At 61.3% G+C, this 25,292-nt stretch carries 26 protein-coding genes; all 26 read left to right on the top strand.

Annotation, left to right across the window (positions count from 1 at the left end):
- Positions 1-849: precorrin-6Y C5,15-methyltransferase (decarboxylating) subunit CbiT (gene cbiT, locus GHO32_RS18705; RefSeq protein WP_153442956.1), on the top strand; the 849-nt coding region annotated here is incomplete at its 5' end.
- On the top strand, positions 842-1,939 hold the full coding sequence (locus tag GHO32_RS18700; protein ID WP_153338188.1) for a cobalt-precorrin-5B (C(1))-methyltransferase: 1,098 nt from the start codon (positions 842-844) through the stop codon (positions 1,937-1,939). The genes cbiT and GHO32_RS18700, both read left to right, overlap by 8 nt.
- Positions 1,936-2,655: a cobalt-precorrin-6A reductase gene (locus GHO32_RS18695; RefSeq protein WP_153338187.1), complete on the top strand. Its 720-nt coding sequence runs from the start codon at positions 1,936-1,938 to the stop codon at positions 2,653-2,655. The genes GHO32_RS18700 and GHO32_RS18695 overlap by 4 nt, the downstream gene beginning before the upstream one ends.
- Before the next feature lie 53 nt (positions 2,656-2,708).
- Positions 2,709-3,047 carry a type II toxin-antitoxin system RelE/ParE family toxin gene (locus GHO32_RS18690; RefSeq protein WP_153331966.1) on the top strand — a complete coding sequence of 113 codons (339 nt, stop codon included), beginning with the start codon at positions 2,709-2,711 and terminating at the stop codon, positions 3,045-3,047.
- Positions 3,048-3,052: 5 nt separating this feature from the next.
- Complete coding sequence (locus GHO32_RS18685) at positions 3,053-3,376, top strand: DNA-binding protein (RefSeq protein WP_153331949.1); 324 nt, start codon at positions 3,053-3,055, stop codon at positions 3,374-3,376.
- A gap of 95 nt (positions 3,377-3,471) precedes the next feature.
- On the top strand, positions 3,472-3,870 hold the full coding sequence (locus GHO32_RS18680) for a DUF2946 domain-containing protein (protein ID WP_153336626.1): 399 nt from the start codon (positions 3,472-3,474) through the stop codon (positions 3,868-3,870).
- Positions 3,871-3,917: 47 nt separating this feature from the next.
- Positions 3,918-4,412 (top strand): copper chaperone PCu(A)C, encoded by a 495-nt coding sequence (locus tag GHO32_RS18675; RefSeq protein ID WP_153336625.1) that lies wholly within the window; start codon positions 3,918-3,920, stop codon positions 4,410-4,412.
- Positions 4,413-4,460: 48 nt separating this feature from the next.
- Positions 4,461-4,841 (top strand): DUF2946 domain-containing protein, encoded by a 381-nt coding sequence (locus GHO32_RS18670; RefSeq protein WP_153336624.1) that lies wholly within the window; start codon positions 4,461-4,463, stop codon positions 4,839-4,841.
- A gap of 100 nt (positions 4,842-4,941) precedes the next feature.
- The gene (locus tag GHO32_RS18665; protein ID WP_178113910.1) at positions 4,942-7,032 is read left to right on the top strand and encodes a TonB-dependent copper receptor; all 2,091 of its coding nucleotides are present in this window, start codon (positions 4,942-4,944) and stop codon (positions 7,030-7,032) included.
- A gap of 110 nt (positions 7,033-7,142) precedes the next feature.
- A complete protein-coding gene (locus GHO32_RS18660; protein ID WP_153336622.1) occupies positions 7,143-8,519 on the top strand; it encodes a PepSY domain-containing protein in 1,377 nt (458 codons plus the stop codon).
- A 165-nt stretch (positions 8,520-8,684) separates the two neighbouring features.
- The gene (locus GHO32_RS18655; RefSeq protein WP_153336621.1) at positions 8,685-10,811 is read left to right on the top strand and encodes a TonB-dependent siderophore receptor; all 2,127 of its coding nucleotides are present in this window, start codon (positions 8,685-8,687) and stop codon (positions 10,809-10,811) included.
- Between the two features lie 102 nt (positions 10,812-10,913).
- The gene (locus GHO32_RS18650; protein ID WP_153336620.1) at positions 10,914-11,702 is read left to right on the top strand and encodes an ABC transporter ATP-binding protein; all 789 of its coding nucleotides are present in this window, start codon (positions 10,914-10,916) and stop codon (positions 11,700-11,702) included.
- Positions 11,699-12,649, top strand: coding sequence for an ABC transporter substrate-binding protein (locus tag GHO32_RS18645; RefSeq protein WP_153336619.1), 951 nt, complete (start codon positions 11,699-11,701; stop codon positions 12,647-12,649). Before GHO32_RS18650 ends, GHO32_RS18645 begins: the two co-directional genes overlap by 4 nt.
- Positions 12,646-13,656 (top strand): iron ABC transporter permease, encoded by a 1,011-nt coding sequence (locus GHO32_RS18640; protein WP_153336618.1) that lies wholly within the window; start codon positions 12,646-12,648, stop codon positions 13,654-13,656. The genes GHO32_RS18645 and GHO32_RS18640 overlap by 4 nt, the downstream gene beginning before the upstream one ends.
- Before the next feature lie 201 nt (positions 13,657-13,857).
- Positions 13,858-15,123, top strand: a complete 1,266-nt coding sequence (gene urtA, locus GHO32_RS18635; RefSeq protein WP_153336617.1) for an urea ABC transporter substrate-binding protein — start codon at positions 13,858-13,860, stop codon at positions 15,121-15,123.
- Positions 15,124-15,273: 150 nt separating this feature from the next.
- A complete protein-coding gene (gene urtB, locus GHO32_RS18630) occupies positions 15,274-16,776 on the top strand; it encodes an urea ABC transporter permease subunit UrtB (RefSeq protein WP_153336616.1) in 1,503 nt (500 codons plus the stop codon).
- The gene (gene urtC / locus GHO32_RS18625; protein ID WP_153336615.1) at positions 16,776-17,855 is read left to right on the top strand and encodes an urea ABC transporter permease subunit UrtC; all 1,080 of its coding nucleotides are present in this window, start codon (positions 16,776-16,778) and stop codon (positions 17,853-17,855) included. Before urtB ends, urtC begins: the two co-directional genes overlap by 1 nt.
- Positions 17,852-18,697: an urea ABC transporter ATP-binding protein UrtD gene (urtD, locus tag GHO32_RS18620; RefSeq protein WP_178113909.1), complete on the top strand. Its 846-nt coding sequence runs from the start codon at positions 17,852-17,854 to the stop codon at positions 18,695-18,697. Before urtC ends, urtD begins: the two co-directional genes overlap by 4 nt.
- Before the next feature lie 101 nt (positions 18,698-18,798).
- Entirely contained in the window at positions 18,799-19,497 is a 699-nt protein-coding gene (urtE, locus tag GHO32_RS18615) for an urea ABC transporter ATP-binding subunit UrtE (RefSeq protein ID WP_153336613.1), read from the top strand.
- Positions 19,498-19,530: 33 nt separating this feature from the next.
- Positions 19,531-20,370, top strand: a complete 840-nt coding sequence (locus GHO32_RS18610) for an urease accessory protein UreD (protein WP_153338185.1) — start codon at positions 19,531-19,533, stop codon at positions 20,368-20,370.
- 118 nt (positions 20,371-20,488) lie between these two features.
- Positions 20,489-20,791 carry an urease subunit gamma gene (ureA, locus tag GHO32_RS18605; RefSeq protein ID WP_048366542.1) on the top strand — a complete coding sequence of 101 codons (303 nt, stop codon included), beginning with the start codon at positions 20,489-20,491 and terminating at the stop codon, positions 20,789-20,791.
- A gap of 9 nt (positions 20,792-20,800) precedes the next feature.
- Positions 20,801-21,334: a GNAT family N-acetyltransferase gene (locus GHO32_RS18600; protein ID WP_153335011.1), complete on the top strand. Its 534-nt coding sequence runs from the start codon at positions 20,801-20,803 to the stop codon at positions 21,332-21,334.
- A complete protein-coding gene (locus GHO32_RS18595; protein WP_153335010.1) occupies positions 21,331-21,864 on the top strand; it encodes an N-acetyltransferase in 534 nt (177 codons plus the stop codon). The genes GHO32_RS18600 and GHO32_RS18595 overlap by 4 nt, the downstream gene beginning before the upstream one ends.
- Positions 21,861-22,169: an urease subunit beta gene (locus tag GHO32_RS18590; protein WP_048366545.1), complete on the top strand. Its 309-nt coding sequence runs from the start codon at positions 21,861-21,863 to the stop codon at positions 22,167-22,169. The genes GHO32_RS18595 and GHO32_RS18590 overlap by 4 nt, the downstream gene beginning before the upstream one ends.
- Before the next feature lie 112 nt (positions 22,170-22,281).
- A complete protein-coding gene (ureC, locus tag GHO32_RS18585) occupies positions 22,282-23,982 on the top strand; it encodes an urease subunit alpha (RefSeq protein WP_048366546.1) in 1,701 nt (566 codons plus the stop codon).
- 178 nt (positions 23,983-24,160) lie between these two features.
- Complete coding sequence (locus GHO32_RS18580) at positions 24,161-25,291, top strand: sensor histidine kinase (RefSeq protein WP_153335009.1); 1,131 nt, start codon at positions 24,161-24,163, stop codon at positions 25,289-25,291.
- The last annotated feature ends 1 nt before the right edge of the window (position 25,292 follow it).

Below are 25,292 nucleotides of genomic sequence, written 5' to 3'. Positions count from 1 at the left end.
TTGACAGTGGTCGCCCGTCCGGTGGCTGCGCTCAATGCTCACTTGTACAGCGGCGCACGTCTGCTGGTGCTGAGCAATGACGGCAGCAGCCCGGCCACGGTTGCGGCGCTGTTGCGCGAACGCGGCTTTGGCCCGAGCCGCATCAGTGTTCTGGAGCACCTGGGCGGCCCGGCCGAACGCCGCGTCGAGGCCAGCGCTGACGACTGGAACGACACGCCCGTCGCGGCCCTGAACCTGATCGGCATTGAATGCATCGCCTCGGCCAACGCGCAGCCGTTGTCCCGCGTGGGCGGCTTGCCGGACAGCGCCTTCCAGCACGATGGCCAACTGACCAAGCGCGATGTGCGCGCCATCACCCTCGCCCGCCTCGCGCCCTTGCCGGGGCAACTGTTGTGGGACGTGGGCGCAGGCAGCGGCTCGATTGGTATTGAATGGATGCGCACCTACCCGAGCTGCCGGGCCTTGGCCATCGAAGCTGACAGCGGCCGTCAGCAACTGATCGAACACAACCGTGACGCGCTGGGCGTGCCGGGCCTGCAGCTAATTCGAGGCAAGGCACCGCAAGCGCTGGAAGGCCTGGAGCGCCCGGACGCGATTTTTATCGGCGGCGGCGTCACCCGCGAAGGCGTGCTCGACACCTGCTGGCAGCAACTCAAGCCCGGCGGGCGACTGGTGGCCAATGCCGTCACCCTGCAAAGCGAAACCCTGCTGATGAGCTGGCGCGAACGCCATGGCGGCGAGTTGACGCGCATACACGTCGCCCAGGCCCAACCGCTGGGCGACTTCGACACATGGCGCCAAGCGCTGCCCATTACCTTGTTAGAGATGACCAAACCCTTTGATGCGTGACGAAACCGCCGAACAACCCGCGCCCCTGCGCAGCGGCCTGACCACCGGCAGTTGCGCCACGGCCACCAGCCTGGCCGCCGCCCGGCTTTTGCTCAGCGGCGTCAGCCATGACGCCGTGGAAATCACCCTGCCCAAAGGCAAAGTGGTAACCATGCGCCTGGAGTTCTGCCGCACGCAGGCCGATGGTGCCGAAGCCGGCACCCTCAAGGACGCAGGCGACGACCCGGACGTGACCCACGGCGCGCTGCTGTACTCACGCGTTCGCCTGCTGCCTGACGCAGGCATCGTATTCGTCGCAGGCCAGGGCGTTGGCACGGTCACCCGCCCCGGTCTGGTGCTGCCCGTGGGCGAACCGGCGATCAACCCGGTGCCACGCAAAATGATCACCGATCACCTGCAGCAACTGGCCGCCGAACACCACTATCACGGTGGCTTTGAAGTGACCGTCAACGTTCAGGACGGCGAATCGCTGGCCCTCAAGACCATGAACCCGCGCTTGGGCATTCTCGGCGGCCTGTCGATTCTGGGCACCAGCGGCATCGTCCGGCCGTTTTCCTGTGCCGCGTACATCGCCTCGATCCACCAGGGCATCGACGTGGCCAAGACCAACGGCTACCTGCACATCGCCGCCTGCACCGGCAATGCCAGCGAAGACACCATGCGCCGCGTGTATAACCTGCCGGAGATCGCGCTGATAGAAATGGGCGACTTCGTAGGCGCGGTCCTCAAGCACCTGCGCAAAGTTCCTGTGGATAAGTTGAGCCTGTGCGGCGGTTTCGGAAAAATCAGCAAACTGGCCGCAGGCCATATGGATTTGCACAGCCGCCATTCCAGCATCGACTTGCCGCAACTGGCCGAATGGGCGGCTGCCGTTGGCGCTGCCCCCACGCTGCAAGAGGCCATCCGCCAGGCCAACACCAGCCAGCAAGCCCTGGCGATGTGCAGCGCGCAAGGCATCGCTCTGGGTGATGCGGTGTGCCAGCACGCGCTGGACTTCGCCCGCAGCGTGGTACCGGCGTCGGTGCAGGTAGAAGTGTTTGCCATTGACCGCCAAGGCGCCGTTGTCGGCCATGCCGGAGAGTTTGCATGAAACGTATTTTATTGCTCGGCGGCGTCACCGAAGCACTGGCCATTGCCCGCACCCTGGGCCCGCAACACGTTTACAGCCTGGCCGGTGTCGGCCGCGTGCCTACCGATCTGAGCTGCGAAGTGCGGGTGGGCGGCTACGGCGGCGCTGAGGGGCTGGCCCACTACATGGGCGAGCACGGCATCGACCTGCTGCTGGACGCCACCCACCCTTACGCCGCGCAAATCAGCCAGAACGCTGCCCGCGCAGCCGCCCTCAGCGGCGTCCCGTGCTGGGCGCTGCGTCGCCCGGCGTGGGCGCCACAAGCAGGCGATGACTGGCGCGAAGTGGCGGATTGGGCCGAACTGGTTCAGGCCCTCACACCCTTCCAGCGCCCGCTGTTCACACTGGGCCGCGAGCCACTGGAACATCTGGACGAAATCCCGCAACAGCAGTTCTGGACCTTACGCGCCCTCGACGAATACCCCGGCAATGAGCGCTGTGACGTCATCGGCGCCCGCGGCCCCTTCCGGATCGAAGAAGAACGCGCACTGTTTGAGCAACGGCGCATCGACGTCCTGATCAGCAAAAACAGCGGCAGCAGCGCCACCGAGCCCAAGCTCGAAGTCGCCCGCGAACGCGGGGTACCGGTGTTGATTCTCAAGCGGCCGGTGCTGCCACAGGTTGATCGCGAGTTTGGGACGGCTACGCAGTTGCTAGAGGCTTTACATCGACTGTAGCTGGCGGATCTTTCTCATTGCCTAAAGGTAACTTATTGGTTACCTTTCTAACCATGACGATCACCGTTGAAGAATATTGCTCACCAGACCAAACCAGCCCTTTCGAGCGCTGGTTTTCGTCATTGGACGCACAGGCTGCTGCAAAAGTGGCTACCGCCATCATGCGAATGGAAATGGGCAACACCTCAAACATCAAGTGGTTTGAAGGTTTGGGGGAATACCGTATAGATTGGGGCCCTGGATATAGAATCTATTTGTTACAAGAAGGTAAGCGTTTGATCATCTTGTTCGGTGGCGGCCATAAATCCAGTCAAACGAAAGATATCAAGCAGGCTAAAAAACTGATTAACGAATACAAAAGCCGTAAACAAGCGACACAAGACACGAGGTAATTCCTATGGCTCTCACAAAAAGCTTCAAACAAACGATTGCTGAGCGAGCCGAACGCGAACCTGCTTTTGCTCAAGCACTGCTCGACGAGGCCGCAACGCTTTTTTTGAATGGCGAACCCGAAATGGCCCGAGTCATTCTTCGCGACCTGGTGAATGCCACGGTCGGATTTGAAAGCCTGGCCAAAGAAACAGCCAAACCAAGCAAGAGCTTGCACCGCATGCTTTCAGTCAGCGGTAACCCAAGCATGGACAATCTGGCCGCCATATTTTCGGTCATGCGCAGTAACCTTGGCGTTGAAATAGAAGTGCACGCAGTACCAGCACATTAATTAACGCGACATTTCGCCACACACACGGCCTTTTTACTTACGCAGGCCATTCAGGCTAAATAGCCGCCTTGATCGCTTCACTCATGGAATGTGTCATGTCCCGACAACGGTTTGCATTTGCCTGGATCGCCTGCTTCGCAGTGCTGTTCAACATGCTCGCCATGTCGATGGGCGGGGCCATGGCATCCACTGGCAGCGAGCCGGCCGAGCAGGTGATGTGGAGCAGTTTCTGCACCTCGACGGGCACCAAGATGGTGGCCGTGTCGCTGGGCAAGTTCGACACCGCCGACAGCCAGAAAGACGATCACTCAAACATGCAGCATTGCTGGTGCTGCTCAGGCTCGGCACCGCTGGTGGCGCTGCCCGCGCATATCCCCACGCTGTATTTCGCCGCGATTGAACGTGGCCATAGCCAAGTCCCCGATCACCTCAAACGGCCCACCCCGCGCCAGCAATGGCCGAGCCTTAACCCCCGCGCTTCCCCTCTGGTCTGATTCGCCCTCGCAACCTTTTTGCGCCTGAATCATTTCGGAGAATGACCATGTTGAACCTGTCACTGTTCAAGCACGCCGTTATTGCGGCGGCTTTGTTGTTGCCTGCCTGTTTTGCCAACGCCCACGAATACAAAAGCGGTGATCTGAAAATAACCCACCCGTGGTCGCAAGAGCTGCCACCCAATGCACCCACCGTGGCCGCGTACTTTGTGATCCATAACACCGGCAGCACCGCCGACCGCCTGCTCAGCGCCGACACCCCGATTGCCGGGGGCGCCGAACTGCACCAGCACGTGATGCAGGGCGACCTGATGCGTATGCAGCCGGTGACGGACGTCGTCGTTGCCCCCGGTGGCACGGTGACCTTCGGGCCGATGGCGTACCACGTAATGCTGGTCGACATTAAAGACCGCAGCCTGCTGCAAGACGGCAAACGCTTCCCGCTGACCCTGCATTTCGAGAAAGCCGGTGACATACCGGTTGAAGTCTCGGTGCAAAAACAGCCCCCTGAAGACAACATGGAACACATGCACGCTCACTAACGACCCCGGTTTTTGAGCCCCATGCGCGCCCCTCGCGCCAGGCACTCCATGTCGCAAGTTCGCGGCAGTTGGCTGAGCCTGTTTGCCATGCTGATGATTTTTATCGGCCCGCTGATTTCCCAAGCGGTGCCGATGAATCATCACGGCTCCATGTCGATGCCAATGTCCATGGAGATGGGCATGGACATGTCGGCGCACGGCGAACACGCCGGGCATCACGCGCCGTCTGCCGAGCACCATGCACTGTGGGAAAAATGCGGCTACTGCACGCTGCTGTTCAGTTGCCCGGCCCTGCCGCACACCGCTGACATCACCCTGTTCGACTCGCTGCGCCCCAAAAGTTATCTGGCACAGCCCACACGGTTGGGGCATGCGCAACAACCGATCTTCCCCGGCGCCCGCGCTCGGGCGCCTCCGGCATTCGTTTAAGCACGTTCACAACATCCTCTACCTGGCCGACCTGCAGGCGCTGCTTTAGACAGCCGCAGGGCGTCGGCCGTGTTGTTTTCGCTTGAATACTGGAATGCCTATGTCCCGCTTTACTGCTGCCTCCCGTTTGCCTCACGCCCACACAGTGCTGCCGTTTGCCCTGAGCACACTGTGCTGCGCGTTGCTGGCACCCGCCGCCCTGGCCGCCGAGACACTTGACGAGCACGCCGCACACACCAATGAAATCAGCCCGCTGGTGATTACCGCCATCGCCCCCAGCTCGCCGCTGACCATCGTCACCAACCCCAAAGATCCGCGCCAGCCAGTGCCCGCCAGCGATGGCGGGGATTATTTAAAGACCATCCCGGGCTTTGCCCTGATCCGCAATGGCGGCACCAACGGCGAGCCGATCTTGCGCGGCATGTTCGGGTCGCGACTCAACATCCTCACCAATGGCGGCCAGATGATCGGCGCCTGCCCCGGCCGCATGGACACGCCAACCTCGTATATCGCCCCCGAAACCTACGACAAACTCACCGTCATCAAAGGCCCGCAAAGCGTGCAGTGGGGGCCGGGTTCGTCAGCAGGTACGGTGCTGTTTGAGCGCGAGCCCGAGCATTTTGGCGAGCTGGGGTCGCGCATCAACGCCAGCGTGCTGGCAGGCTCAAACGGGCGTTTCGACAAGACCCTCGATGCCGCCGTCGGGGGCACGCAGGGCTACCTGCGGGTCATCGGCAACACCGCCCACTCCGACGACTACAAAGACGGTGACGGCCACACCGTGCCGTCGCGCTACGACAAGTGGAACGGCGACGTCGCCCTCGGCTGGACCCCGGACGCCGACACCCTGCTCGAACTCACCGCAGGCAAGGGCGATGGCGAAGCTCGCTCGGCCGGACGTGGCATGGACGGCAGCCAGTACAAGCGTGAAAGCCTCGGTCTGCGCTTTGAAAAGTCCAACATCGGCGACGTGCTCGACACGCTCGAAGCGCAGGTCTACTACAACTACGCCGACCACGTGATGGACAACTACACACTGCGCACCCCGTCCGGCACCGGCATGATGGCCGGGCCCATGGGCGTTAACGTTGACCGGCGCACCCTCGGCGCACGCATCAAGGCCACCTGGCGCTGGGCCGATGTGCAGTTGATCAGCGGCATCGACGCGCAAACCAACGAACACCGCACTCGCTCCGGCATGGGCATCGACACCTACAAGGCGCAGAACTGGACCAAGGACGCCGACTTCCACAACTACGGCGCCTTTGCCGAGTTGACCTGGTACGCCGCCGAGCGTGATCGCGTGATCACCGGCGCCCGTCTGGACCGCGCCTCGGCCAAGGATTTCCGGGCCCGGCTGGGCTCGGGGATGATGAGCAAACCCAACCCGACCCAGGACAAAACCCGCGCCGACACGCTGCCCAGCGGCTTCGTACGTTATGAACATGACATGGCCAACAGCCCGACCACGGTGTACGCAGGCTTGGGCCATGTGCAGCGCTTCCCGGACTACTGGGAACTGTTTTCGCCCAACTCCGGCCCGGCCGGTTCAGTGAACGCCTTCGACGCCATCAAGCCTGAGAAAACCACCCAGCTCGACGTTGGCCTGCAATACAAAACCCAGGACCTCGAAGCTTGGGTGTCGGCCTATGCCGGGGTGATTCACGACTACATCTTGTTTGACTACACACAAACCAGCTCCCAGGCGCAAAACATCAACGCCCGCATCATGGGCGGCGAATTGGGCGCCGCGTATCAACTGACCGAGCACTGGAAGGCCGACGCGACCCTGGCCTACGCCTGGGGCAAAAACACCACGGACGGTAAAGCCCTGCCGCAGATGCCGCCGCTGGACACCCGCCTCGGCCTGACCTACAGCGAAGACGACTGGAGCGCTGGCGCCCTGTGGCGTGTGGTTGCACGCCAGGACCGCATCGACCGCAACGCGGGCAACGTGGTCGGCAAGGACTACGGCAAGAGCGCCGGCTTTGGCGTGTTCTCGTTGAACGGTGCGTACCGCATCAACAAAAACCTCAAGGTCAGCGCCGGGGTCGACAACCTGCTGGATAAAACCTACAGCGAGCACCTGAACATGGCGGGCAACGCCGGGTTTGGCTACCCGTCAAACGACCCGACCGCGATCAACGAACCAGGCCGCACACTCTGGACCAAGGTTGATGTGAGCTTCTAACAGCACCTTCCCCTGTAGGAGCGAGCTCGTCTCGCGATCTTTTAAAAATCAAAAGATCGCGAGGCAAGCTCGCTCCTACACCTGATGAATTCTTTGCGGAGCCGCTCCTGATGAGCCAACCCACACCATCGTTTTACAACCTGGCCTGGCGCTGGCATTTCTATGCCGGGCTGTTTGTCGCGCCGTTCATGATTCTGCTGGCCCTGACCGGGATTATTTACCTGTTCAAACCCCAGCTCGACCCATTGCTCTACGACCACCTGATCAACGTCAGCCCCGGCCACCACCGACTCAGTGCCGACGACCAGTTGCAGCGCGTGCAAGCCACTTATCCACAGGGTCATATCAGCCAGTACCTGCCGCCGATCAACCCGGAGCGCAGCGCGCAATTTGTGCTCAGTAATGCCGGGCGCCAGCTCAATGTGTTTATCAACCCGTACAGCGGCGAAGTGCTGGGCGAGCAAGACGCCAAGCTCAACCTGCAAGCCGTGGCCCGTGCCCTGCACGGCGAATTGATGATCGGCACCCTCGGCGACCGGCTGGTGGAACTCGCCGCTGGCTGGGGCGTGGTGCTGGTGGTGTCCGGCTTGTACCTGTGGTGGCCGCGCGGGCAATCTGCGGCGGGTATCTTGTGGCCGCGCTTGAGCCGTCGCGGCCGGGTCTTGTGGCGCGACCTGCATGCCGTCACCGGGTTCTGGGGCGCAGCCTTGCTGTTGTTCATGCTGATCAGCGGTATGACCTGGACCGGTTTTTGGGGCAAGCAATACGCCGACCTGTGGAACCAGTTCCCCGCCGCTATGTGGAACAACGTGCCCCAATCAGACGTTGAAGCCCGCACCCTGAACAGCGCCGCCCGCCAGACCGTGCCCTGGGCCATGGAAAACACACCGATGCCGGTGTCCGGCGCGCACGCCGAGCACATGGCCCACGGCGCTCACACGTCTGGCCCGGCGGCGCCCGGCATCACCTTGCAAGAGGTGGTCGACACCGCCAGCACGCGCAAGGTCGAACCCGGCTACAGCATCACCTTGCCCACCACGGCGCAAGGCGTGTTTACCATTGCGGTGTTCGCTGACGACCCGCGCAACGACGCCACCCTGCATGTCGATCAATACACCGGCGAGGTCCTGGCCGATGTGCGTTGGCAGCATTACAGCAACGTCGCCCGCGCCACGGAAATGGGCGTGATGCTGCACGAAGGCAAATTGTTCGGTTCGCTGAACCAGATCGCGATTCTGCTGATCTGCCTGATGATCCTGCTGAGTTCGACCAGCGGCCTGGTGATCTGGTGGAAACGCCGCCCCAAAGGCGGTCTGGGCGTACCGCCGCTGCGCCATGACCTGCCGACCTGGAAAACCGGGGTGGTGATCATCCTCGCCCTGGCGGTGGCGTTCCCCTTGGTCGGTGCCTCGTTGATTGGCGTCTGGTTGCTGGACCGCTTACTCCTGCTCGTGCGCTCAAAACCTCAACATGAGCGTGCCTCATAGCGGGCATGAAACATCCGAGATGCGCGATCCAGAGATATGTGGATACTGGCACGCCAGTATCACGCGAGAAATTGTTGTTACTGTGTAACAAAACAATTCAAGCTCGATCACCCGCCGCCAGGAGGCAGCGGGCACACCTCCAGAAAAAAGCGACTCACTGCCCTAATGAACAAGTACCTGCTTTCCAGCCTTTGCCTGCTGGTGGTTAACAGCGCCCACGCGGATGACACCGCGCCGTCCCTGATGCTGCCTGCCGCCACCATCACCGCCCCGCAAATCGATGCCGAGAGCGTCGACCTCAAGACCGCCACCACCGCCGGTTCGCGCCTGAACCTCAGCAGCCTCGAAACCCCGGCCAGCGTCGAAAGCCTGACCGGCGCGCAGATCCGCGCCCGTGGCGACAGCAGCGTGCAGGACGCAGTGACCCGCACCACCGGCATCAGCTTCACCGGCTCGCCGGGCAATGGCGGTTCGGCGTACTCGGCGCGCGGTTTTGTCGGCGAAGGCTCGGTCATGCAGCTGTACGACGGCACTCGCATGTACAGCGGCGCGGGCACCGTGACCTTCCCGGTAGATGACTGGTCAGTTGAGCGCATCGACGTGCTGCGCGGCCCGGCGTCGGTGTTGTATGGCGAAGGCGCGACCGGCGCGGTGATCAACGTGATCCCGAAAAAACCGTTCAGCGGCGAGATCGAAAACCACATCCGCGTCGGCTACGGCTCCTACGATCGCCAACAGCAGGCACTGGACAGCGGCGGCTCGCTGACCGACACCCTGAGCTACCGGTTGAACATCAACCACACCCAGAGCAATGGCTGGATCGACCACGGCGACTCTGAAAACACCTTTATCAGCGCGGCCCTGCGCTGGCAGGCCACGGATGATCTGGCGTTCACCCTGAGCCACGACTACGGCGACCAGGAGCCGCAAAACGATTTCGGCGTGCCGTTGATCAATGGCCGTTATCACAAGGGCCTGCGCGACAAGAACTACAACGTCAGTGACGCAAAGCTGCACTACAACGACCAGTGGACGCGCCTGAACAGCGAATGGCGGATCAACGACAACCTGACCGCCACCAACGAGCTGTATTACCTCAAAGCCCAGCGCCGTTGGCAGAACGCTGAAAACCACGCCTGGGACGAGGCCAGCCAAACCCTGCTGCGCGGCGGCTATTTCAGCATCAAGCATGAGCAGGAGCAGGTCGGCGACCGCCAGACCTTCGCGCTCAGCCATGACCTGTTCGGCCTCAAGAGCAAAACCCTGGTGGGCATGGACTACAACCGTATCCACTTCAATTTGCACAGCAACTCGCCGTATCACGACGTGGACGCAGACGGCCAGCCGATCGACCTGTACCACCCGGACCGTGGCCAATGGCAAAGTGCTTCGCCTTACCGCGACCAGTTCACCACCACCACGCAGCAGTTTTCGCTGTTCGCCGAAAACCGCACCGAGCTGACCGATCAGCTGTCGCTGGTGACCGGCGTGCGCCGCGACATGGTGCACCTGGACCGCGATGATTTCTCGGTGGACAACCTCACCACCCGCTCGGACCGCAGCCTCTCGGCCAACAGCTGGAAAGTCGGGCTGGTGTACGAACTGACCCCGGACACCTCGGTTTACGCACAACAAGCCACCAGCGTCGATGGCGTCGGCGGTTTGATTAGCCTGAGCCAGAACCAGCAAAACTTTGGCCTGGCCCATGCGCGCCAGACCGAAGTCGGCTTCAAGCAACTGTTCTGGGACCAGCGCGGCGAGTGGACACTGGCGGCGTATCACATCGTCAAAAAGGATTTGCTGACCACCGACCCGGCCGACTTCACCCGCACGCTGCAAGTGGGCGAACAATCCTCAAAAGGCCTGGAAGCCAGCCTTGATCTGCAACTGCCACACCGCTGGCAGTTCCAGGCCAACGCCGCCATCGTCCGTGCGCAATACGACAAATTCGATCAGGGCGGCGTGTCGTTCAAAGGCAACCGCCCCGCCGAAGTACCGCGCCGTACCGCCAACCTGTGGTTGAGCAAAGCCGTGACCGACGACGTGAACGCGGGCGCCGGTGTGCGCTATGTAGACGCGCGATACGCAGATGTGGCCAACACCGCCGTGCTGCCAAGCTACACCGTGGTGGATGCCACCGTGAGCTGGAAAGCCCTGCCAAAAACCACCCTGGGGCTGCGCGTAAACAATTTGTTCAACCGCCAATACGCCTTAAGCCAATACAATGACGGCCAACAATGGATCATGGGTGAACCGCGTTCGGTCTTCGTTACGGCGGATTACACCTTCTAAGCACATCTAACCCCCTGTAGGAGCGAGCTTGCTCGCGATCTTTTAAAGATCAAAAGATCGCGAGCAAGCTCGCTCCTACAGAGTTCACTCATTGGAATGTTCATGAGCACGCTCACCCTCACCAAACTCGCCTGGACGCCCCTGGGCCACGGCCATTGTCATCACCAGTTCAAGCTGCGTGATGCCAACCTGCACGTGGCGGCCGGTGAGTTTGTGGGGTTGATCGGGCCCAACGGCAGCGGTAAAACCAGCCTGTTGCGCTGTGCTTATCGCTTCAGCAAGCCCGAAGCGGGCGAGGTTCATCTCGGTCCGCACAACCTGTGGCAACAGTCACCCCGCTGGTGCGCCCAACGCATCGCCGTGGTGCTGCAAGAATTCCCTGACGCCTTTGGCCTGACCGTTGATGAAGTGGTCGCCATGGGCCGTACCCCGCACAAAGGCCTGTTTGACGGCGACACCCAGGCCGACCGCGAACTGGCCAGAGACGCCCTCGAATCCGTCGGCCTGCAAGGCTTTGAAGACCACGCCTTCGCCACCCTCTCGGGCGGCGAAAAACAGCGTGTGATCCTGGCCCGCGCCCTGACCCAACAACCCGACCTGCTGATCCTCGACGAGCCGACCAACCACCTCGATCCGCGCTATCAGCTGGAGCTGCTGCAACGGGTCAAGCGCCTGAACATCGGCACCCTGGCCAGCATCCACGACCTTAATCTGGCAGCGGCTTTTTGTGATCGGCTGTACGTGATCAACCACGGCAAGATCATCGCCAGCGGCACGCCGCGCGAGGTGTTGACCGTTGAATTATTACGCAACGTTTTCGGCGTGGACGCGCTGGTCGACGACCACCCACTGTCCGGCTACCCGCGCATTACCTGGATAACCCAACCATGAAGCTGATCCGTCTCGCCCTGTGCCTGGCTGTTTTATTCGGCGCGCAACTGGCTCAGGCCGATGCCACGACCTACCCGCTGACGATTAAAAGCTGCAACCGTGACGTGACCTTCACCCAAGCGCCCAAGCATGCGGTCAGCCACGACATCAACATGACCCAAATGATGCTCGCTCTGGGCCTCAAGCCGCGCATGGCCGGGTACAGCGGCATCAGTGGCTGGAAGTCGGTAACGCCCGAAATGAAGGCCATTCTCGACGGCCTGCCCGAGCTGGCCAGCAAGTACCCGTCGGTTGAAACCCTGCTCAATGCCAACGTTGATTTCTTCTTCGCCGGGTGGGATTACGGCATGCGCGTGGGTGGCGACCTTACGCCGCACACCCTCACCCCGCTGGGCATCAACGTGTATGAGTTGACCGAGTCGTGTGCGTTTGTAATGAAGCGCCCTCCCGCCAGCATGGAAGACACCTACAACGACCTGCGCAACCTCGGCAAAATCTTCGACGTGCAAGACCGCGCCAACGCATTGATCGCACAGATGCAGGCAAAAATCGCCGACGTGCAAAAGTCCCTTCCGGCGTCAAAACCCCGGGTGTTTCTGTATGACAGCGGCGAAGACCGCGCCATGACTTCGGGCAAACTGGGCATCCCCCACGCGCTGATCGAAGCCGCGGGTGGCGATGACATTCTCAGCGACATCGACGCCAGCTGGACCCGCGTTAACTGGGAAACCGTGGTCGAGCGCAACCCCGAGGTCATCGTCATCGTCGACTACAGCGAAGTCACCGCCGAGCAAAAGCAGCGCTTTCTCGAAACCAACCCGGCCCTGCAATCGGTGGACGCCATCAAGCACAAACGCTTTATCGTCATCCCCTACGTGCAAGCTACGCCGGGCATCGACAACGTGCTGGCCATCGAAACCCTGGCCAAAGGGTTTCATCCACAATGATGTCTAGCCGCTACGCCCTGTTACTGATCAGCCTTGGCGCACTGCTGCTGGTGTCATGCGTGGTGTCGCTGGGTTTTGGCCCGGCGCGGGTGCCGGTCGACGTGGTGTGGCACATTTTGCTTAACAAGCTGTTTGGCCTCGGCGAGGTGAGCTGGAGCGCTGGCCAGGAGCACATCGTGTGGCTGATCCGCGTGCCGCGCATGCTGCTCGGCGCCTTGGTAGGTGCAGGTCTGGCGTTGATCGGTGCGGTGTTACAAGCCGTGACCCGCAACCCGCTGGCTGATCCGCACTTGCTCGGGGTCACCAGCGGCGCGACGTTGGGCGCGGTGATTGTGGTGCTGCACGTGGGCGAAATCGTCGGCCTGCTGACCTTGCCCATTGCCGCCTTTATCGGCGCATTGCTGAGCATGTTGCTGGTACTGGCCATCGCCAGCCGCCAGGGGCGTCTGGACAGCGACCGCCTGCTGCTGTGCGGCGTGGCCGTGTCGTTCGTGATGATGGCAGTGGCCAACACCTTGCTGTTTTTGGGTGACCACCGCGCCAGTTCTGCCGTACTGTTCTGGATGCTCGGCGGCCTCGGGCTGGCCCGCTGGGAACTGCTGGCCGTGCCCAGCGCCGTGGTGCTGCTGGGGCTGTTTTTGCTGCTGGGCATGGCCCGCCCGCTGAACGCCTTGATGGCCGGGGAGCAAACCGCCGTGACCCTCGGCCTGAATGCGCGCAATGTGCGGCTCAAGGTGTTCTTGATCGCCTCACTGATGACCGGCGTGCTGGTGGCCATCAGCGGTTCCATCGGTTTTGTCGGCCTGATGATCCCGCACATCGCCCGGCGTCTGGTGGGCGCCGAACACCGGCGATTACTGCCGGTGTCAGCGCTGCTGGGCAGCGTGTTCCTGGTCTGGGTCGATGTCGCCGCCCGCACCCTGATCGCCCCCGAAGACTTGCCCATCGGCGTGGCCACGGCAGCCATCGGCGGGCTGTTCTTTATCGGTTTGATGCGCAAGCGATAACGCTTCCCTCCTCCTGCACCAGCACTGCGCACGCTGCGCACCAAAGCCGACTTCAGGCTCCGAACTGGTGCGCCTGAACTCACAACATTGTCCACAAGCCCCATTACAGAGCCCTCGCACCACTTCGGCACAGCCCTTGCAAAAGACCTCTCCAGCGTCCGTATAGACCATTAGAAAAATCAGACATCTGGAGATCGGCCCATGAAGCGTCGTAGCTTGATCAAAGCGTTCACCCTCTCGGCATCCATTGCCGCCATGGGTCTGACCTGGACGGTGCAAGCCGCCGAGACCATCAAGGTGGGGATTCTGCATTCGTTGTCCGGGACCATGGCGATCTCTGAAACCTCGCTCAAAGACATGGCCTTGATGACCATCGACGAGATCAACGCCAAGGGCGGGGTGAACGGCAAGATGCTCGAACCGGTGGTGGTCGACCCGGCTTCCAACTGGCCGCTGTTTGCCGAAAAGGCCCGCCAGTTGCTGACCCAGGACAAAGTCGCGGTAGTGTTCGGTTGCTGGACCTCGGTGTCCCGTAAATCGGTACTGCCGGTGTTTGAAGAACTCAACGGCCTGCTCTTCTACCCGGTGCAATACGAGGGCGAAGAGATGTCGCCCAACGTGTTCTACACCGGTGCAGCGCCTAACCAGCAAGCCATCCCGGCGGTTGAGTATTTGATGAGCGAAGACGGCGGCAGCGCCAAGCGCTTCGTGTTGCTGGGCACCGACTACGTGTACCCGCGCACCACCAACAAAATCTTGCGTGCGTTCCTGCATTCCAAAGGCGTAGCCGACAAGGACATCCAGGAGGTCTACACGCCGTTTGGTCACAGCGATTACCAGACCATCGTGTCCAACATCAAAAAGTTCTCGGCAGGTGGCAAGACTGCGGTGATCTCGACCGTGAACGGCGACTCCAACGTGCCGTTCTATAAAGAGTTGGCCAACCAGGGCCTGAAAGCCACCGACGTGCCAGTAATTGCCTTCTCGGTGGGCGAAGAAGAACTGCGCGGCATCGACACCAAGCCGCTGGTGGGCAACCTCGCCGCCTGGAACTACTTCGAGTCGGTGGATAACCCGGTCAACAAGAAGTTTGTCGACGACTGGAAAGCCTACGCCAAGGCCCACAACTTGCCGGGCGCTGATAAAGCCGTGACCAACGACCCGATGGAAGCCACCTACGTGGGCATTCATATGTGGGCGCAGGCGGCAGAAAAAGCCAAGTCCACCGATGTCGATAAAGTCCGCGAGGCCATGGCCGGCCAGACCTTCGCCGCGCCGTCGGGCTACACCCTGACCATGGACAAAACCAACCACCACCTGCACAAGCCGGTGATGATCGGCGAGATCCAGGATGACGGCCAGTTCAACGTGGTATGGCAAACCCCAGAACCCATCCGCGCCCAGCCATGGAGCCCGTTCATTCCTGGCAACGACAAAAAACCGGACGCCCCGGTGAAAAGTAACTAACCCCCGGCAGCATCGTTGTGCCGCTGTGGGAGCGGGCTTGCTCGCGAATGTATCGACGCGGTTTCTTGCCAAAACCGCATTGAATGAATCGCGAGCAAGCCCGCTCCCACAGGGATGTTGAGTTGTTTCTATTTGCGCAAGGCTAAAACTATGCCCACTGCCCTTTTTCGTTTTATCTGCGCACTCTTGGTGCTGCTGCCACTGGGCGCTTATGCCGATGACGCCAGCGACTTCGCGGCGGCCAATAATTCGGTGCAGGCCCAACTCCTCGAAAGCTGGGCTGCACAGCCCACCCCAGCCCGTGTTGAACTGATCAACAGCCTGCAACAGGGGCAAGTCACCGTCGACGGCAACGTCAAAACCTTGCGCCTGAACAACCGTCTGCGCGGGCTGGTTGAAACCGCCCTGGCCAGCCACCAACTGCTGGCCGCCGACCCGAAACTGCGGCTGAGCGCCGCCCAGCAATTGCAAAAATCCGCCAAACCGGCGCAGCTTAAATTCCTCGACCAGCAACTGGCAGAAGAAACCGACCACGATGTGCACGCGGCCTTGAGCCTCGCGCTGGCCAATCTGCAACTGGTTGATCCTGACCCCGCCGTGCGCTTGAGCGCCGTGCGTTTGCTCGGTGAAACCGGCGAACCGCTGGCCCGCACCCGCCTTGAAAATCTGCTGCAACCGGACGTCGAAACCAACGCCACGGTGCGTACCGCCGCCGAAACCAGCCTGGCCCAGGTCAAACGCAAACTGCTCATCGGCGACCTGCTCGGCCAAGCCTTCAGCGGCTTGTCGCTGGGCTCGATTCTGCTGCTCGCGGCCCTCGGCCTGGCCATCACCTTTGGCTTGCTGGGGGTGATCAACATGGCCCATGGCGAGATGCTGATGCTCGGCGCCTACTCGACCTATTGCGTGCAGTTACTGTTTCAACGCTTCGCCCCCGGCGCCATCGAGTTCTACCCGTTGCTGGCCCTGCCGGTAGCGTTTTTTGTCACCGCCGCCATCGGCATGGTGCTGGAGCGCACCATCATTCGTCACCTTTATGGCCGCCCGCTGGAAACCCTGCTGGCGACGTGGGGCATCAGCCTGATCCTGATCCAGCTGGTGCGTGTGCTGTTCGGTGCACAAAACGTCGAAGTGGCCAACCCGGCCTGGCTCTCGGGCGGGATTCAAGTGCTGCCCAATCTGGTGCTGCCGTACAACCGCTTGGTGATCATTGTTTTCGCCTTGGCTGTGGTCTTCCTGACTTGGCTGCTGCTGAACAAAACCCGCCTGGGCCTCAACGTGCGCGCCGTCACCCAGAACCGCAACATGGCCGCCTGCTGCGGCGTACCGACCGGGCGCGTGGACATGCTCGCCTTTGGCCTGGGCTCGGGCATTGCCGGGCTCGGTGGCGTGGCCTTGAGCCAGATCGGCAACGTCGGCCCGGACCTCGGCCAGGGCTACATCATCGACTCGTTTCTGGTGGTGGTGCTGGGCGGCGTCGGTCAACTGGCGGGTACCGTGTACGCGGCCTTCGGGCTGGGCATCGCGAACAAGATTCTTGAACCACAGATCGGCGCCGTGCTCGGCAAAATCCTGATCCTGGGGCTGATCATTTTGTTTATCCAGAAGCGCCCGCAAGGTCTCTTCGCGCTCAAAGGACGGGTGATCGACTGATGAATCAGCCTCTGATGCTTACCGCCACACAAAAAGCCGGGCCTACCGTGACCGCACTGGTTGGCGGCCTGATCCTGCTGGGGCTGCTGGCCATGCCGCTGCTCTCGCTATTGCCCGCCGACAGCCCGTTCCAGGTGTCGGCCTACACCCTCACGCTGGTGGGCAAGATCCTCTGCTATGCCATCGTTGCCCTGGCGCTGGATCTGGTCTGGGGTTATGCCGGGCTGCTGTCGCTGGGCCATGGCTTGTTCTTTGCCCTGGGCGGCTATGCCATGGGCATGTACCTGATGCGCCAGGCCTCGGGCGACGCGCTGCCAGACTTCATGACCTTTTTGTCGTGGACGCAATTGCCGTGGTACTGGGTCGGTACCGAGCACTTCTGGTGGGCGATGTGCCTGGTGGTGCTAGCGCCCGGTTTGCTGGCATTGGTGTTCGGCTTTTTCGCCTTCCGCTCGCGGATCAAAGGCGTGTACTTCTCGATCATGACCCAAGCGTTGACCTTTGCCGGGATGCTGTTGTTTTTCCGCAACGAAACCGGCTTTGGCGGCAACAACGGCTTCACCAACTTTCGCAGCATTTTGGGCTTTGGCATCACTGAGCCCGGCACACGTGCGGTGCTGTTTTTCGCCACGGTGCTGTTGCTGGTGGCCAGCCTGTTTGTCGGCTGGCGCCTGGCCCGCAGTAAATTTGGCCGGGTGCTGACCGCGCTGCGTGACGCCGAAAACCGCCTGATGTTCTGCGGCTACGACCCGCGCGGTTTCAAGTTGTTTGTCTGGGTACTGAGCGCGGTGCTGTGCGGCCTGGCCGGAGCGTTGTATGTGCCGCAAGTAGGCATCATCAACCCCGGTGAAATGTCGCCGACCAACTCCATCGAAGCCGCCGTGTGGGTTGCCTTGGGCGGGCGCGGCACCCTGATCGGGCCGCTGCTCGGCGCGGGCGTGGTCAACGGCATGAAGAGCTGGTTCACCGTGGCCTTCCCTGAGTACTGGCTGTTCTTCCTCGGCGCGCTGTTTATCGTCGTCACGCTGTACCTGCCCAAAGGCATCATCGGCCTGTTGAAGAAACGGGGTGAACAATGAGGAACGTCATGCTCGAACCTGTACTCGACCCCAGCAAGGACTCAGGCAGCGGCCGCGACGCCATTGGCTTGGGCCAAGCCGCCGGCAAGGGCCTGAACACCCGCCACGGCACTATCCTGACCCTCGAAGACATCAGCGTCAGCTTCGATGGTTTCAAGGCCCTGAACAACCTCAACCTGTACATCGGCGTGGGTGAGTTGCGCTGCATCATCGGCCCGAACGGTGCCGGTAAAACCACGATGATGGACGTCATCACCGGCAAGACCCGGCCCACCGAAGGCCAGGCCTGGTTTGGTGAAACCCTGGACCTGCGGCAAATGAGCGAAGTGCAGATCGCCCAGGCCGGGATTGGCCGCAAGTTCCAGAAGCCCACCGTGTTTGAAGCCTTGAGCGTGTTCGAAAACCTCGAACTGGCGCAGAAAACCGACAAGTCGGTGTGGGCCAGCCTGCGCGCCACCCTCAGCGGCGAGCAAAAAGACCGCATTGCTGAAGTGCTCGAGACCATTCGTTTGAGCAGCTCGGCGCAGCGTCAGGCCGGGTTGCTGTCCCACGGCCAGAAGCAGTTCCTGGAGATCGGCATGCTGCTGATGCAAGACCCACAGCTGTTGCTGCTGGACGAGCCGGTGGCGGGCATGACCGACGCCGAAACCGAGTTCACCGCCGAACTGTTCAAAAGCCTTGCGGGCAAACACTCGCTGATGGTGGTAGAGCACGACATGGGCTTTGTCGGCGCCATTGCCGACCACGTCACCGTCTTGCACCAGGGCAGCGTGCTGGCCGAAGGCTCGCTGGAGCAGGTGCAGGCGGATGAACGGGTGATTGAGGTTTATCTGGGTCGTTAGATCAAATCCCCCTGTAGGAGCGAGCTTGTCTCGCGATCTTTTAGAAGATCAAAAGATCGCGAGACAAGCTCGCTCCTACAAAGGAATGAAGGAATCTGAACATGCTTCAAGTCGAAAAGCTGCACCAGTACTACGGCGGCAGCCACATCCTGCGCGGCCTGTCGTTTGAGGTCAAAGTGGGTGAAGTCACCTGCCTGCTGGGTCGCAATGGCGTGGGTAAAACCACGTTACTCAAGTGCCTGATGGGCTTGTTGCCCGTCAAGGAAGGCAACGTGCAGTGGGAAGGCAAGACCATCACCACGCTCAAACCCCACCAACGGGTACATGCCGGTATTGCCTACGTACCCCAGGGCCGCGAGATTTTCGGGCGCCTCACCGTTGAAGAAAACCTGCTGATGGGCCTGTCGCGCTTTCCCGGCTCCGAAGCCCGTGAAGTGCCCGCGTTTATCTACGAACTGTTCCCGGTGTTGCTGCAAATGAAGCACCGGCGTGGCGGCGACTTGTCCGGTGGTCAGCAGCAACAACTGGCGATTGGCCGTGCGCTGGCCAGCCGGCCACGGCTGCTGATCCTCGACGAGCCCACCGAAGGCATTCAGCCCTCGGTGATCAAGGAGATCGGCGCAGTGATCAAAATGCTTGCAGCACGCGGCGACATGGCGATTTTGCTGGTAGAGCAGTTCTACGATTTTGCCGAGGAACTGGCCGATCAGTACCTGGTGATGTCGCGGGGCGAAATCGTTCAGCAAGGCCGGGGTGAAAATATGCAAACAGAAGGTGTGCGCGGGCTGGTGACGATTTAATCTGTCACTCTTTCCGGGTAAAAAGTCCTACATATGAATTTGCCTGCCAACATCGCGCTGTTCACCCCCAGCTGGCACGCTGAGCTGGAGCTGGGCTATGGGCGTTTTGGCGACACTACGCGCCCGACCCTGCGCCGCCACCTCGGTCCGCTGCGGGTGCAAAAGCACCTGTACGCCGAAGGCCCCGACGTGTGCCAGCACATCATCGTCCACCCGCCCGGCGGGATTGCGGGCGGCGACCGGCTGGACATCCGCGCCAGCGTCGGGCCCGATGCCTGGGCGCAACTCACCAGCCCCGGCGCAGCCAAGTGGTACCGCGCCGCGGGCCCGGCCTTCCAGAGCGTCGAACTCAACGTGGCCGCAGGCGCGACCCTCGAATGGCTGCCACAAGAAACCATCGTGTTCAGCGCGGCCCAGGCCGACATCAGCACACGCATTGAGCTTGAGGGCGATGCCCGGCTGTTTTACTGGGACATGGTGGCGCTGGGCCGCATGGCCAGTGGCGAGCGGTTTGAGCGCGGGCATTTTCAGTCCCACCTGGATATTCGACGCGACGGTCAATTGCTCTGGCATGAGCGCCAGCGCATCGTCGGTGATGACGGGCTGCTGGACTCCCCTATTGGCCTGGACGGCAACCCGGTATTTGCCACGTTGTTGGTGACGGGTGAGATCAGCGCTGAACTGCTGGAAACCTGCCGCAGCCTGCCGAACCCGGTACGCGGGGATTTGACCCAACTGCCGGGGTTGCTGGTGGCCCGCTGCCTGGCCACTGAAGCCTTGCAGGCGCGGGGCTGGCTGATTGAGTTATGGCGTTTGCTGCGCCCGGCATTGCTGGGCCGCGAGGCGCTTGCACCCCGAATTTGGAGCACTTGAAGAGCCCTCACCCCGCTTTTGCCTTTAGTCCCCTCTCCCTCCGGGAGAGGGCTAGGGAGAGGGGCTTTTGACTTTAAGCAACCCACACCATTTTTAACTGCCGAACACGGACTCCACCATGGACCTGACTCCACGCGAAAAAGACAAGATGCTGATCTTCACCGCCGGCCTGTTGGCTGAGCGTCGACTGGCCCGGGGTGTGAAACTCAATTACCCGGAAACCATCGCCTATATCTCTGCAGCCCTGCTCGAAGGCGCACGCGATGGCCGTACCGTAGCCGAACTGATGCACTACGGCACTACCTTGCTGTCGCGTGAACAGGTGATGGAAGGCATCCCGGAAATGATCCCGGACATTCAGGTCGAAGCCACCTTCCCTGACGGCACCAAGCTGGTCACCGTCCACCAACCCATCGCCTGAGGCTGCGCCATGTCTTACGTTATTCGTGATGCCGTCGCGGACGACTTGCCTGCCATTCTCGACATTTACAACGATGCCGTGCTCAACACACTGGCGATCTGGAACGAGCAAACCGTCGACCTCGACAACCGCCAGCAGTGGTTCAACGCCCGCCAGGCCCAGGGGTATCCGATTTTGGTGATCGTCGACGATGCCGATATTGCCTTGGGCTATGCCTCCTTTGGTGACTGGCGGCCCTTTGAAGGCTTTCGCCACACCGTCGAGCATTCGGTGTACGTGCACCCCGACCAGCGCGGCAAAAAACTGGGTCCCAAGCTGCTCGCCGCACTGATTGAACGCGCCCGAGGCTGCGGCAAGCACGTGATGGTGGCGGCCATCGAAGGCGGCAATGCGGCCTCGATTCATGTGCATAAACAACTGGGTTTCGTCACCAGCGGGCGCATGCCGCAGGTCGGGATAAAATTCGGCAACTGGCTCGACCTGACCTTTATGCAACTGATGCTCAACCCCGGCGCACTACCACCACAGGAGCGTGGGCAATGACCACCGAACAACCGATTCAAGTCACCGCGGCCACGTTCGCGCAGTACCGCGAAGGCTTGATCGAGCTGCTGGTCGACGCCGTAAAGCACGGGGCTTCGGTCGGCTTTATGGGCGACTTTGACCTGGCTCAGGCCAATCGTTACTTCGACGATGTGCACACGCAACTGGCACAGGGCAACCTGCTGCTATGGGTGCTGGTCGAGGATCAGCGCGTGCTGGCCAGCGTGCAATTGGCGCTGTGCCAACGGGCCAACGGCCTCAACCGCGCCGAAGTGCAAAAGCTGCTGGTGCTGAACGAGGCGCGCCGCCGTGGTCTGGGCCAAGTGCTGATCCATGCCCTGGAGCAAGGCGCACGTGCGCAAAAACGCGGCCTGCTGCACCTGGATACCGAGGCCGGTTCACCCGCCGAAAACTTCTACAGCGCGCTGGGCTACACCCGTGTCGGCGAACTGCCCAACTATTGCCAAAACCCTAACGGCACCTACGCGCCGACAGCCATCTACTACAAAACCTTGAGTGAGCCGCAATGATTCCAGGCGAATACCGGATTGAAGCGGGCGAGATCGAACTCAACGTCGGTCGCCGCACCCACACCCTCAGCGTGTCCAACCGTGGCGACCGGCCGATTCAGGTGGGCTCGCACTATCACTTTTTCGAGACCAACGACGCGCTGATGTTTGATCGCGGCGACAGCCGTGGCATGCGCCTCAACATCCCCGCGGGCACAGCGGTGCGCTTTGAGCCCGGGCAAACCCGCGAAGTGGAACTGGTGGAACTGGCCGGGCTGCGTCGCGTGTTCGGCTTTGCCGGGCGAGTCATGGGCAATCTGGATTAACCGCTCTTCCCCTGCGTAGGAGCGAGCTTGCCTCGCGATCTTTTGATCTTCCAAAAGATCGCGAGGCAAGCTCGCTCCTACAGGTTCGGTCTAACTGTCTTAGGAACGTGCAATGAAAATATCCCGCCAGGCTTATGCCGACATGTTCGGTCCTACTGTGGGTGACAAGGTTCGCTTGGCCGACACCGAGTTGTGGATCGAGGTCGAGCAGGATTTCACCACCTACGGTGAAGAAGTAAAGTTCGGCGGCGGCAAGGTGATTCGTGACGGCATGGGCCAGAGCCAGTTGCTCGCCGCCGAGGTAGTCGACACGCTGATCACCAACGCGCTGATCATCGATCACTGGGGCATCGTCAAAGCCGATGTGGGCCTTAAAGACGGCCGTATCCACAGCATCGGCAAAGCCGGCAACCCGGACATCCAGCCCAACGTGACCATCGCCATCGGCGCCAGCACCGAAGTTATTGCCGGTGAAGGCATGATTCTCACCGCAGGCGGCATCGACACGCACATTCACTTCATCTGCCCCCAGCAAATTGATGAAGCGCTGAACAGCGGCGTGACCACCATGATCGGCGGCGGCACCGGCCCCGCTACCGGTTCCAACGCCACCACCTGCACCTCCGGCCCGTGGCACATGGCGCGCATGCTGCAAGCCGCCGATTCGTTCCCGATGAACATGGGTTTTACCGGCAAGGGCAACGCCAGCCTGCCGCAGCCGTTGATCGAACAGGTCGAAGCTGGGGCCATCGGCCTCAAGCTGCACGAAGACTGGGGCACCACGCCCGCCTCCATCGATAATTGCCTGAGCGTGGCCGACCTGTACGACGTGCAGGTGGCGATTCACAGCGACACGCTGAACGAGTCCGGCTTTGTCGAAACCACCCTGGCCGCCTTCAAGGGCCGCACCATCCACACCTACCACACCGAAGGTGCAGGCGGCGGCCACGCCCCGGACATCATCAAGGCCTGCGGCTTCACCAACGTGCTGCCCAGTTCGACCAACCCGACCCGGCCGTTTACCCGCAACACCATCGACGAGCACCTCGACATGCTGATGGTCTGCCATCACCTGGACCCGAGCATTGCCGAAGACGTGGCCTTCGCTGAAAGCCGTATCCGCCGCGAGACCATTGCCGCTGAAGACATTCTTCACGACCTTGGCGCGTTCTCGATGATCAGCTCTGACAGCCAGGCCATGGGCCGGGTGGGCGAGGTGATTACGCGCACCTGGCAAACCGCCGACAAGATGAAGAAACAACGCGGCCCGTTGCCGGAAGATACGCCCGGCAACGACAACTTCCGCGCCAAACGCTACATCGCCAAGTACACCATCAACCCGGCCATCACCCACGGCATCAGCCATGAGGTGGGCTCGATTGAAGTGGGCAAATGGGCCGATCTGGTGCTGTGGCGCCCGGCGTTTTTCGGGGTCAAACCCACGTTGATTCTTAAAGGTGGGGCCATTGCCTCAAGCCTGATGGGCGACGCCAACGGCTCGATCCCCACCCCGCAGCCGGTTCATTACCGCCCCATGTTCGCCAGCTACGGCGGCTCGCGGCATGCCACCAGCCTGACCTTTATCAGTCAGGCGGCGGCCGACGCCGGGGTCCCGGAAAAACTCGGGCTGAAAAAGCAGATTGGCGTGGTCAAAGGCTGTCGCGATGTGCAAAAAACCGACCTGATCCACAACGGCTACCTGCCCCACATCGACGTCGACCCGCAGACCTATCAGGTCAAGGCTGACGGCGTGTTGTTGTGGTGCGAGCCCGCCGACGTGCTACCGATGGCGCAGCGGTACTTTTTGTTTTGACAACCGGCTGCACTGAGCAAAGCTGCACGCGATCGGACCCTCGCGTGCAGCCCTCAGTGATGCCGTCGGGGGCTTGATTTTTTGCCGCTCGGGACCAAGCTGGATGAAGGACGTTGTATGAAGGCGTACTATGCGTCACCTTTTTATGACTACCGCTCTTGCAGCAAGGTGTGCGGCCATGCGCCTATCCCAGTTCATCGTGGAAAATGTTGATCGTATCGTGGATGAATGGGAGCAGTTCGCCGCCACCATTACCCCGGCCGCCGAAACGATGGACAGCGCAGCCCTGCGCGACCACGCCAAAGCCATTTTGCTGGCGGCTTCACGCGACATGGTCACGGCACAAACCGCCAGCGAACAACAGGCCAAGGCTGAGGGCGAAGGCCCGGCAAAAACCCCAAGCCTGGACCACGCTTCTGCCAGCCACGGTGAATTGCGCCACGCCGTCGGGTTTGACCTGGTGCAGATGACCTCAGAGTTTCGCCACCTGCGAGCCTGCGTCATTCGCCTGTGGGTAAAAAGCGTCGAGAGCCCCGACCAGAACCACCTTCACGACATGATTCGCTTTAACGAAGCGATTGATGAAGCGTTGGCAGAGTCCACGGCGGCCTATGCCGAGCAGGTCAATCGCTCGCGGGACATCTTCCTGGCCATTTTGGGCCACGATCTGCGCGCCCCCTTACAGGCAGTCAGCTTTTCCACCGAAATGCTCCAACGCAAAGCCAAACTGGATGACCAGGCGCTGACTTACGTGGCCGCGATCAAAAATGGCACCCACTACATGGGGACGATGATCAGTGACTTGTTGCAGTTTGTGCGCAGCCGGCTGGGCAGCGGAATGCCCATTGAAAGGCGCTTGATGAACTTGGCTGACGCTTGCCAGAGAGCCCTTGAAGAAGCCAGCGCAGGTCAGCCCAATTGCACACCGACCCTGCACGTAGAGGGCGACGTTGAAGGCTTGTGGGACCCGAGCCGCATCGGGCAGCTGTTACAAAATCTGATTGGTAACGCCCTGCAACATGGTGCCAGGCAGGGCGAAATCAACTTGAGTGTCGTGGGGAGCAGTGACACCGTCAGGCTGTGCGTACACAACCTGGGCATTCCGATTGCTAAAGATGCACTGGGCTCTTTATTTGACCCGCTGGTGCGCAGCCCAAGCGAAGACGCCACATTACCCGGCGCGACCACCAGCCTGGGGCTGGGTTTGTTTATCGTTAAAGAAGTGGTCGACGCGCACCACGGCGAAATTACCGTGACCTCGACGCTAGACAAGGGCACGACATTTACCGTGGTGCTGCCGAAGGCCTGAA

Origin of the sequence: Pseudomonas sp. FSL R10-2189 (assembly GCF_009600325.1) — a bacterium.
Lineage (GTDB): Bacteria > Pseudomonadota > Gammaproteobacteria > Pseudomonadales > Pseudomonadaceae > Aquipseudomonas > Aquipseudomonas helleri.
The sequence above is the reverse complement of the archived record's forward strand: the minus strand, read 5'-3'. Positions and strand labels throughout refer to the sequence as shown.

Excerpts from the sequence above, each read along its gene's own strand:
- GHO32_RS18700 (WP_153338188.1), top strand. The coding sequence starts at position 842 with ATGCGTGACGAAACCGCCGAACAACCCGCGCCCCTGCGCAGCGGCCTG.
- GHO32_RS18695 (WP_153338187.1), top strand. The coding sequence starts at position 1,936 with ATGAAACGTATTTTATTGCTCGGCGGCGTCACCGAAGCACTGGCCATT.
- GHO32_RS18690 (WP_153331966.1), top strand. The coding sequence starts at position 2,709 with ATGACGATCACCGTTGAAGAATATTGCTCACCAGACCAAACCAGCCCT.
- GHO32_RS18685 (WP_153331949.1), top strand. The coding sequence starts at position 3,053 with ATGGCTCTCACAAAAAGCTTCAAACAAACGATTGCTGAGCGAGCCGAA.
- GHO32_RS18680 (WP_153336626.1), top strand. The coding sequence starts at position 3,472 with ATGTCCCGACAACGGTTTGCATTTGCCTGGATCGCCTGCTTCGCAGTG.
- GHO32_RS18675 (WP_153336625.1), top strand. The coding sequence starts at position 3,918 with ATGTTGAACCTGTCACTGTTCAAGCACGCCGTTATTGCGGCGGCTTTG.
- GHO32_RS18670 (WP_153336624.1), top strand. The coding sequence starts at position 4,461 with ATGTCGCAAGTTCGCGGCAGTTGGCTGAGCCTGTTTGCCATGCTGATG.
- GHO32_RS18665 (WP_178113910.1), top strand. The coding sequence starts at position 4,942 with ATGTCCCGCTTTACTGCTGCCTCCCGTTTGCCTCACGCCCACACAGTG.
- GHO32_RS18660 (WP_153336622.1), top strand. The coding sequence starts at position 7,143 with ATGAGCCAACCCACACCATCGTTTTACAACCTGGCCTGGCGCTGGCAT.
- GHO32_RS18655 (WP_153336621.1), top strand. The coding sequence starts at position 8,685 with ATGAACAAGTACCTGCTTTCCAGCCTTTGCCTGCTGGTGGTTAACAGC.
- GHO32_RS18650 (WP_153336620.1), top strand. The coding sequence starts at position 10,914 with ATGAGCACGCTCACCCTCACCAAACTCGCCTGGACGCCCCTGGGCCAC.
- GHO32_RS18645 (WP_153336619.1), top strand. The coding sequence starts at position 11,699 with ATGAAGCTGATCCGTCTCGCCCTGTGCCTGGCTGTTTTATTCGGCGCG.
- GHO32_RS18640 (WP_153336618.1), top strand. The coding sequence starts at position 12,646 with ATGATGTCTAGCCGCTACGCCCTGTTACTGATCAGCCTTGGCGCACTG.
- urtA (WP_153336617.1), top strand. The coding sequence starts at position 13,858 with ATGAAGCGTCGTAGCTTGATCAAAGCGTTCACCCTCTCGGCATCCATT.
- urtB (WP_153336616.1), top strand. The coding sequence starts at position 15,274 with ATGCCCACTGCCCTTTTTCGTTTTATCTGCGCACTCTTGGTGCTGCTG.
- urtC (WP_153336615.1), top strand. The coding sequence starts at position 16,776 with ATGAATCAGCCTCTGATGCTTACCGCCACACAAAAAGCCGGGCCTACC.
- urtD (WP_178113909.1), top strand. The coding sequence starts at position 17,852 with ATGAGGAACGTCATGCTCGAACCTGTACTCGACCCCAGCAAGGACTCA.
- urtE (WP_153336613.1), top strand. The coding sequence starts at position 18,799 with ATGCTTCAAGTCGAAAAGCTGCACCAGTACTACGGCGGCAGCCACATC.
- GHO32_RS18610 (WP_153338185.1), top strand. The coding sequence starts at position 19,531 with ATGAATTTGCCTGCCAACATCGCGCTGTTCACCCCCAGCTGGCACGCT.
- ureA (WP_048366542.1), top strand. The coding sequence starts at position 20,489 with ATGGACCTGACTCCACGCGAAAAAGACAAGATGCTGATCTTCACCGCC.
- GHO32_RS18600 (WP_153335011.1), top strand. The coding sequence starts at position 20,801 with ATGTCTTACGTTATTCGTGATGCCGTCGCGGACGACTTGCCTGCCATT.
- GHO32_RS18595 (WP_153335010.1), top strand. The coding sequence starts at position 21,331 with ATGACCACCGAACAACCGATTCAAGTCACCGCGGCCACGTTCGCGCAG.
- GHO32_RS18590 (WP_048366545.1), top strand. The coding sequence starts at position 21,861 with ATGATTCCAGGCGAATACCGGATTGAAGCGGGCGAGATCGAACTCAAC.
- ureC (WP_048366546.1), top strand. The coding sequence starts at position 22,282 with ATGAAAATATCCCGCCAGGCTTATGCCGACATGTTCGGTCCTACTGTG.
- GHO32_RS18580 (WP_153335009.1), top strand. The coding sequence starts at position 24,161 with ATGCGCCTATCCCAGTTCATCGTGGAAAATGTTGATCGTATCGTGGAT.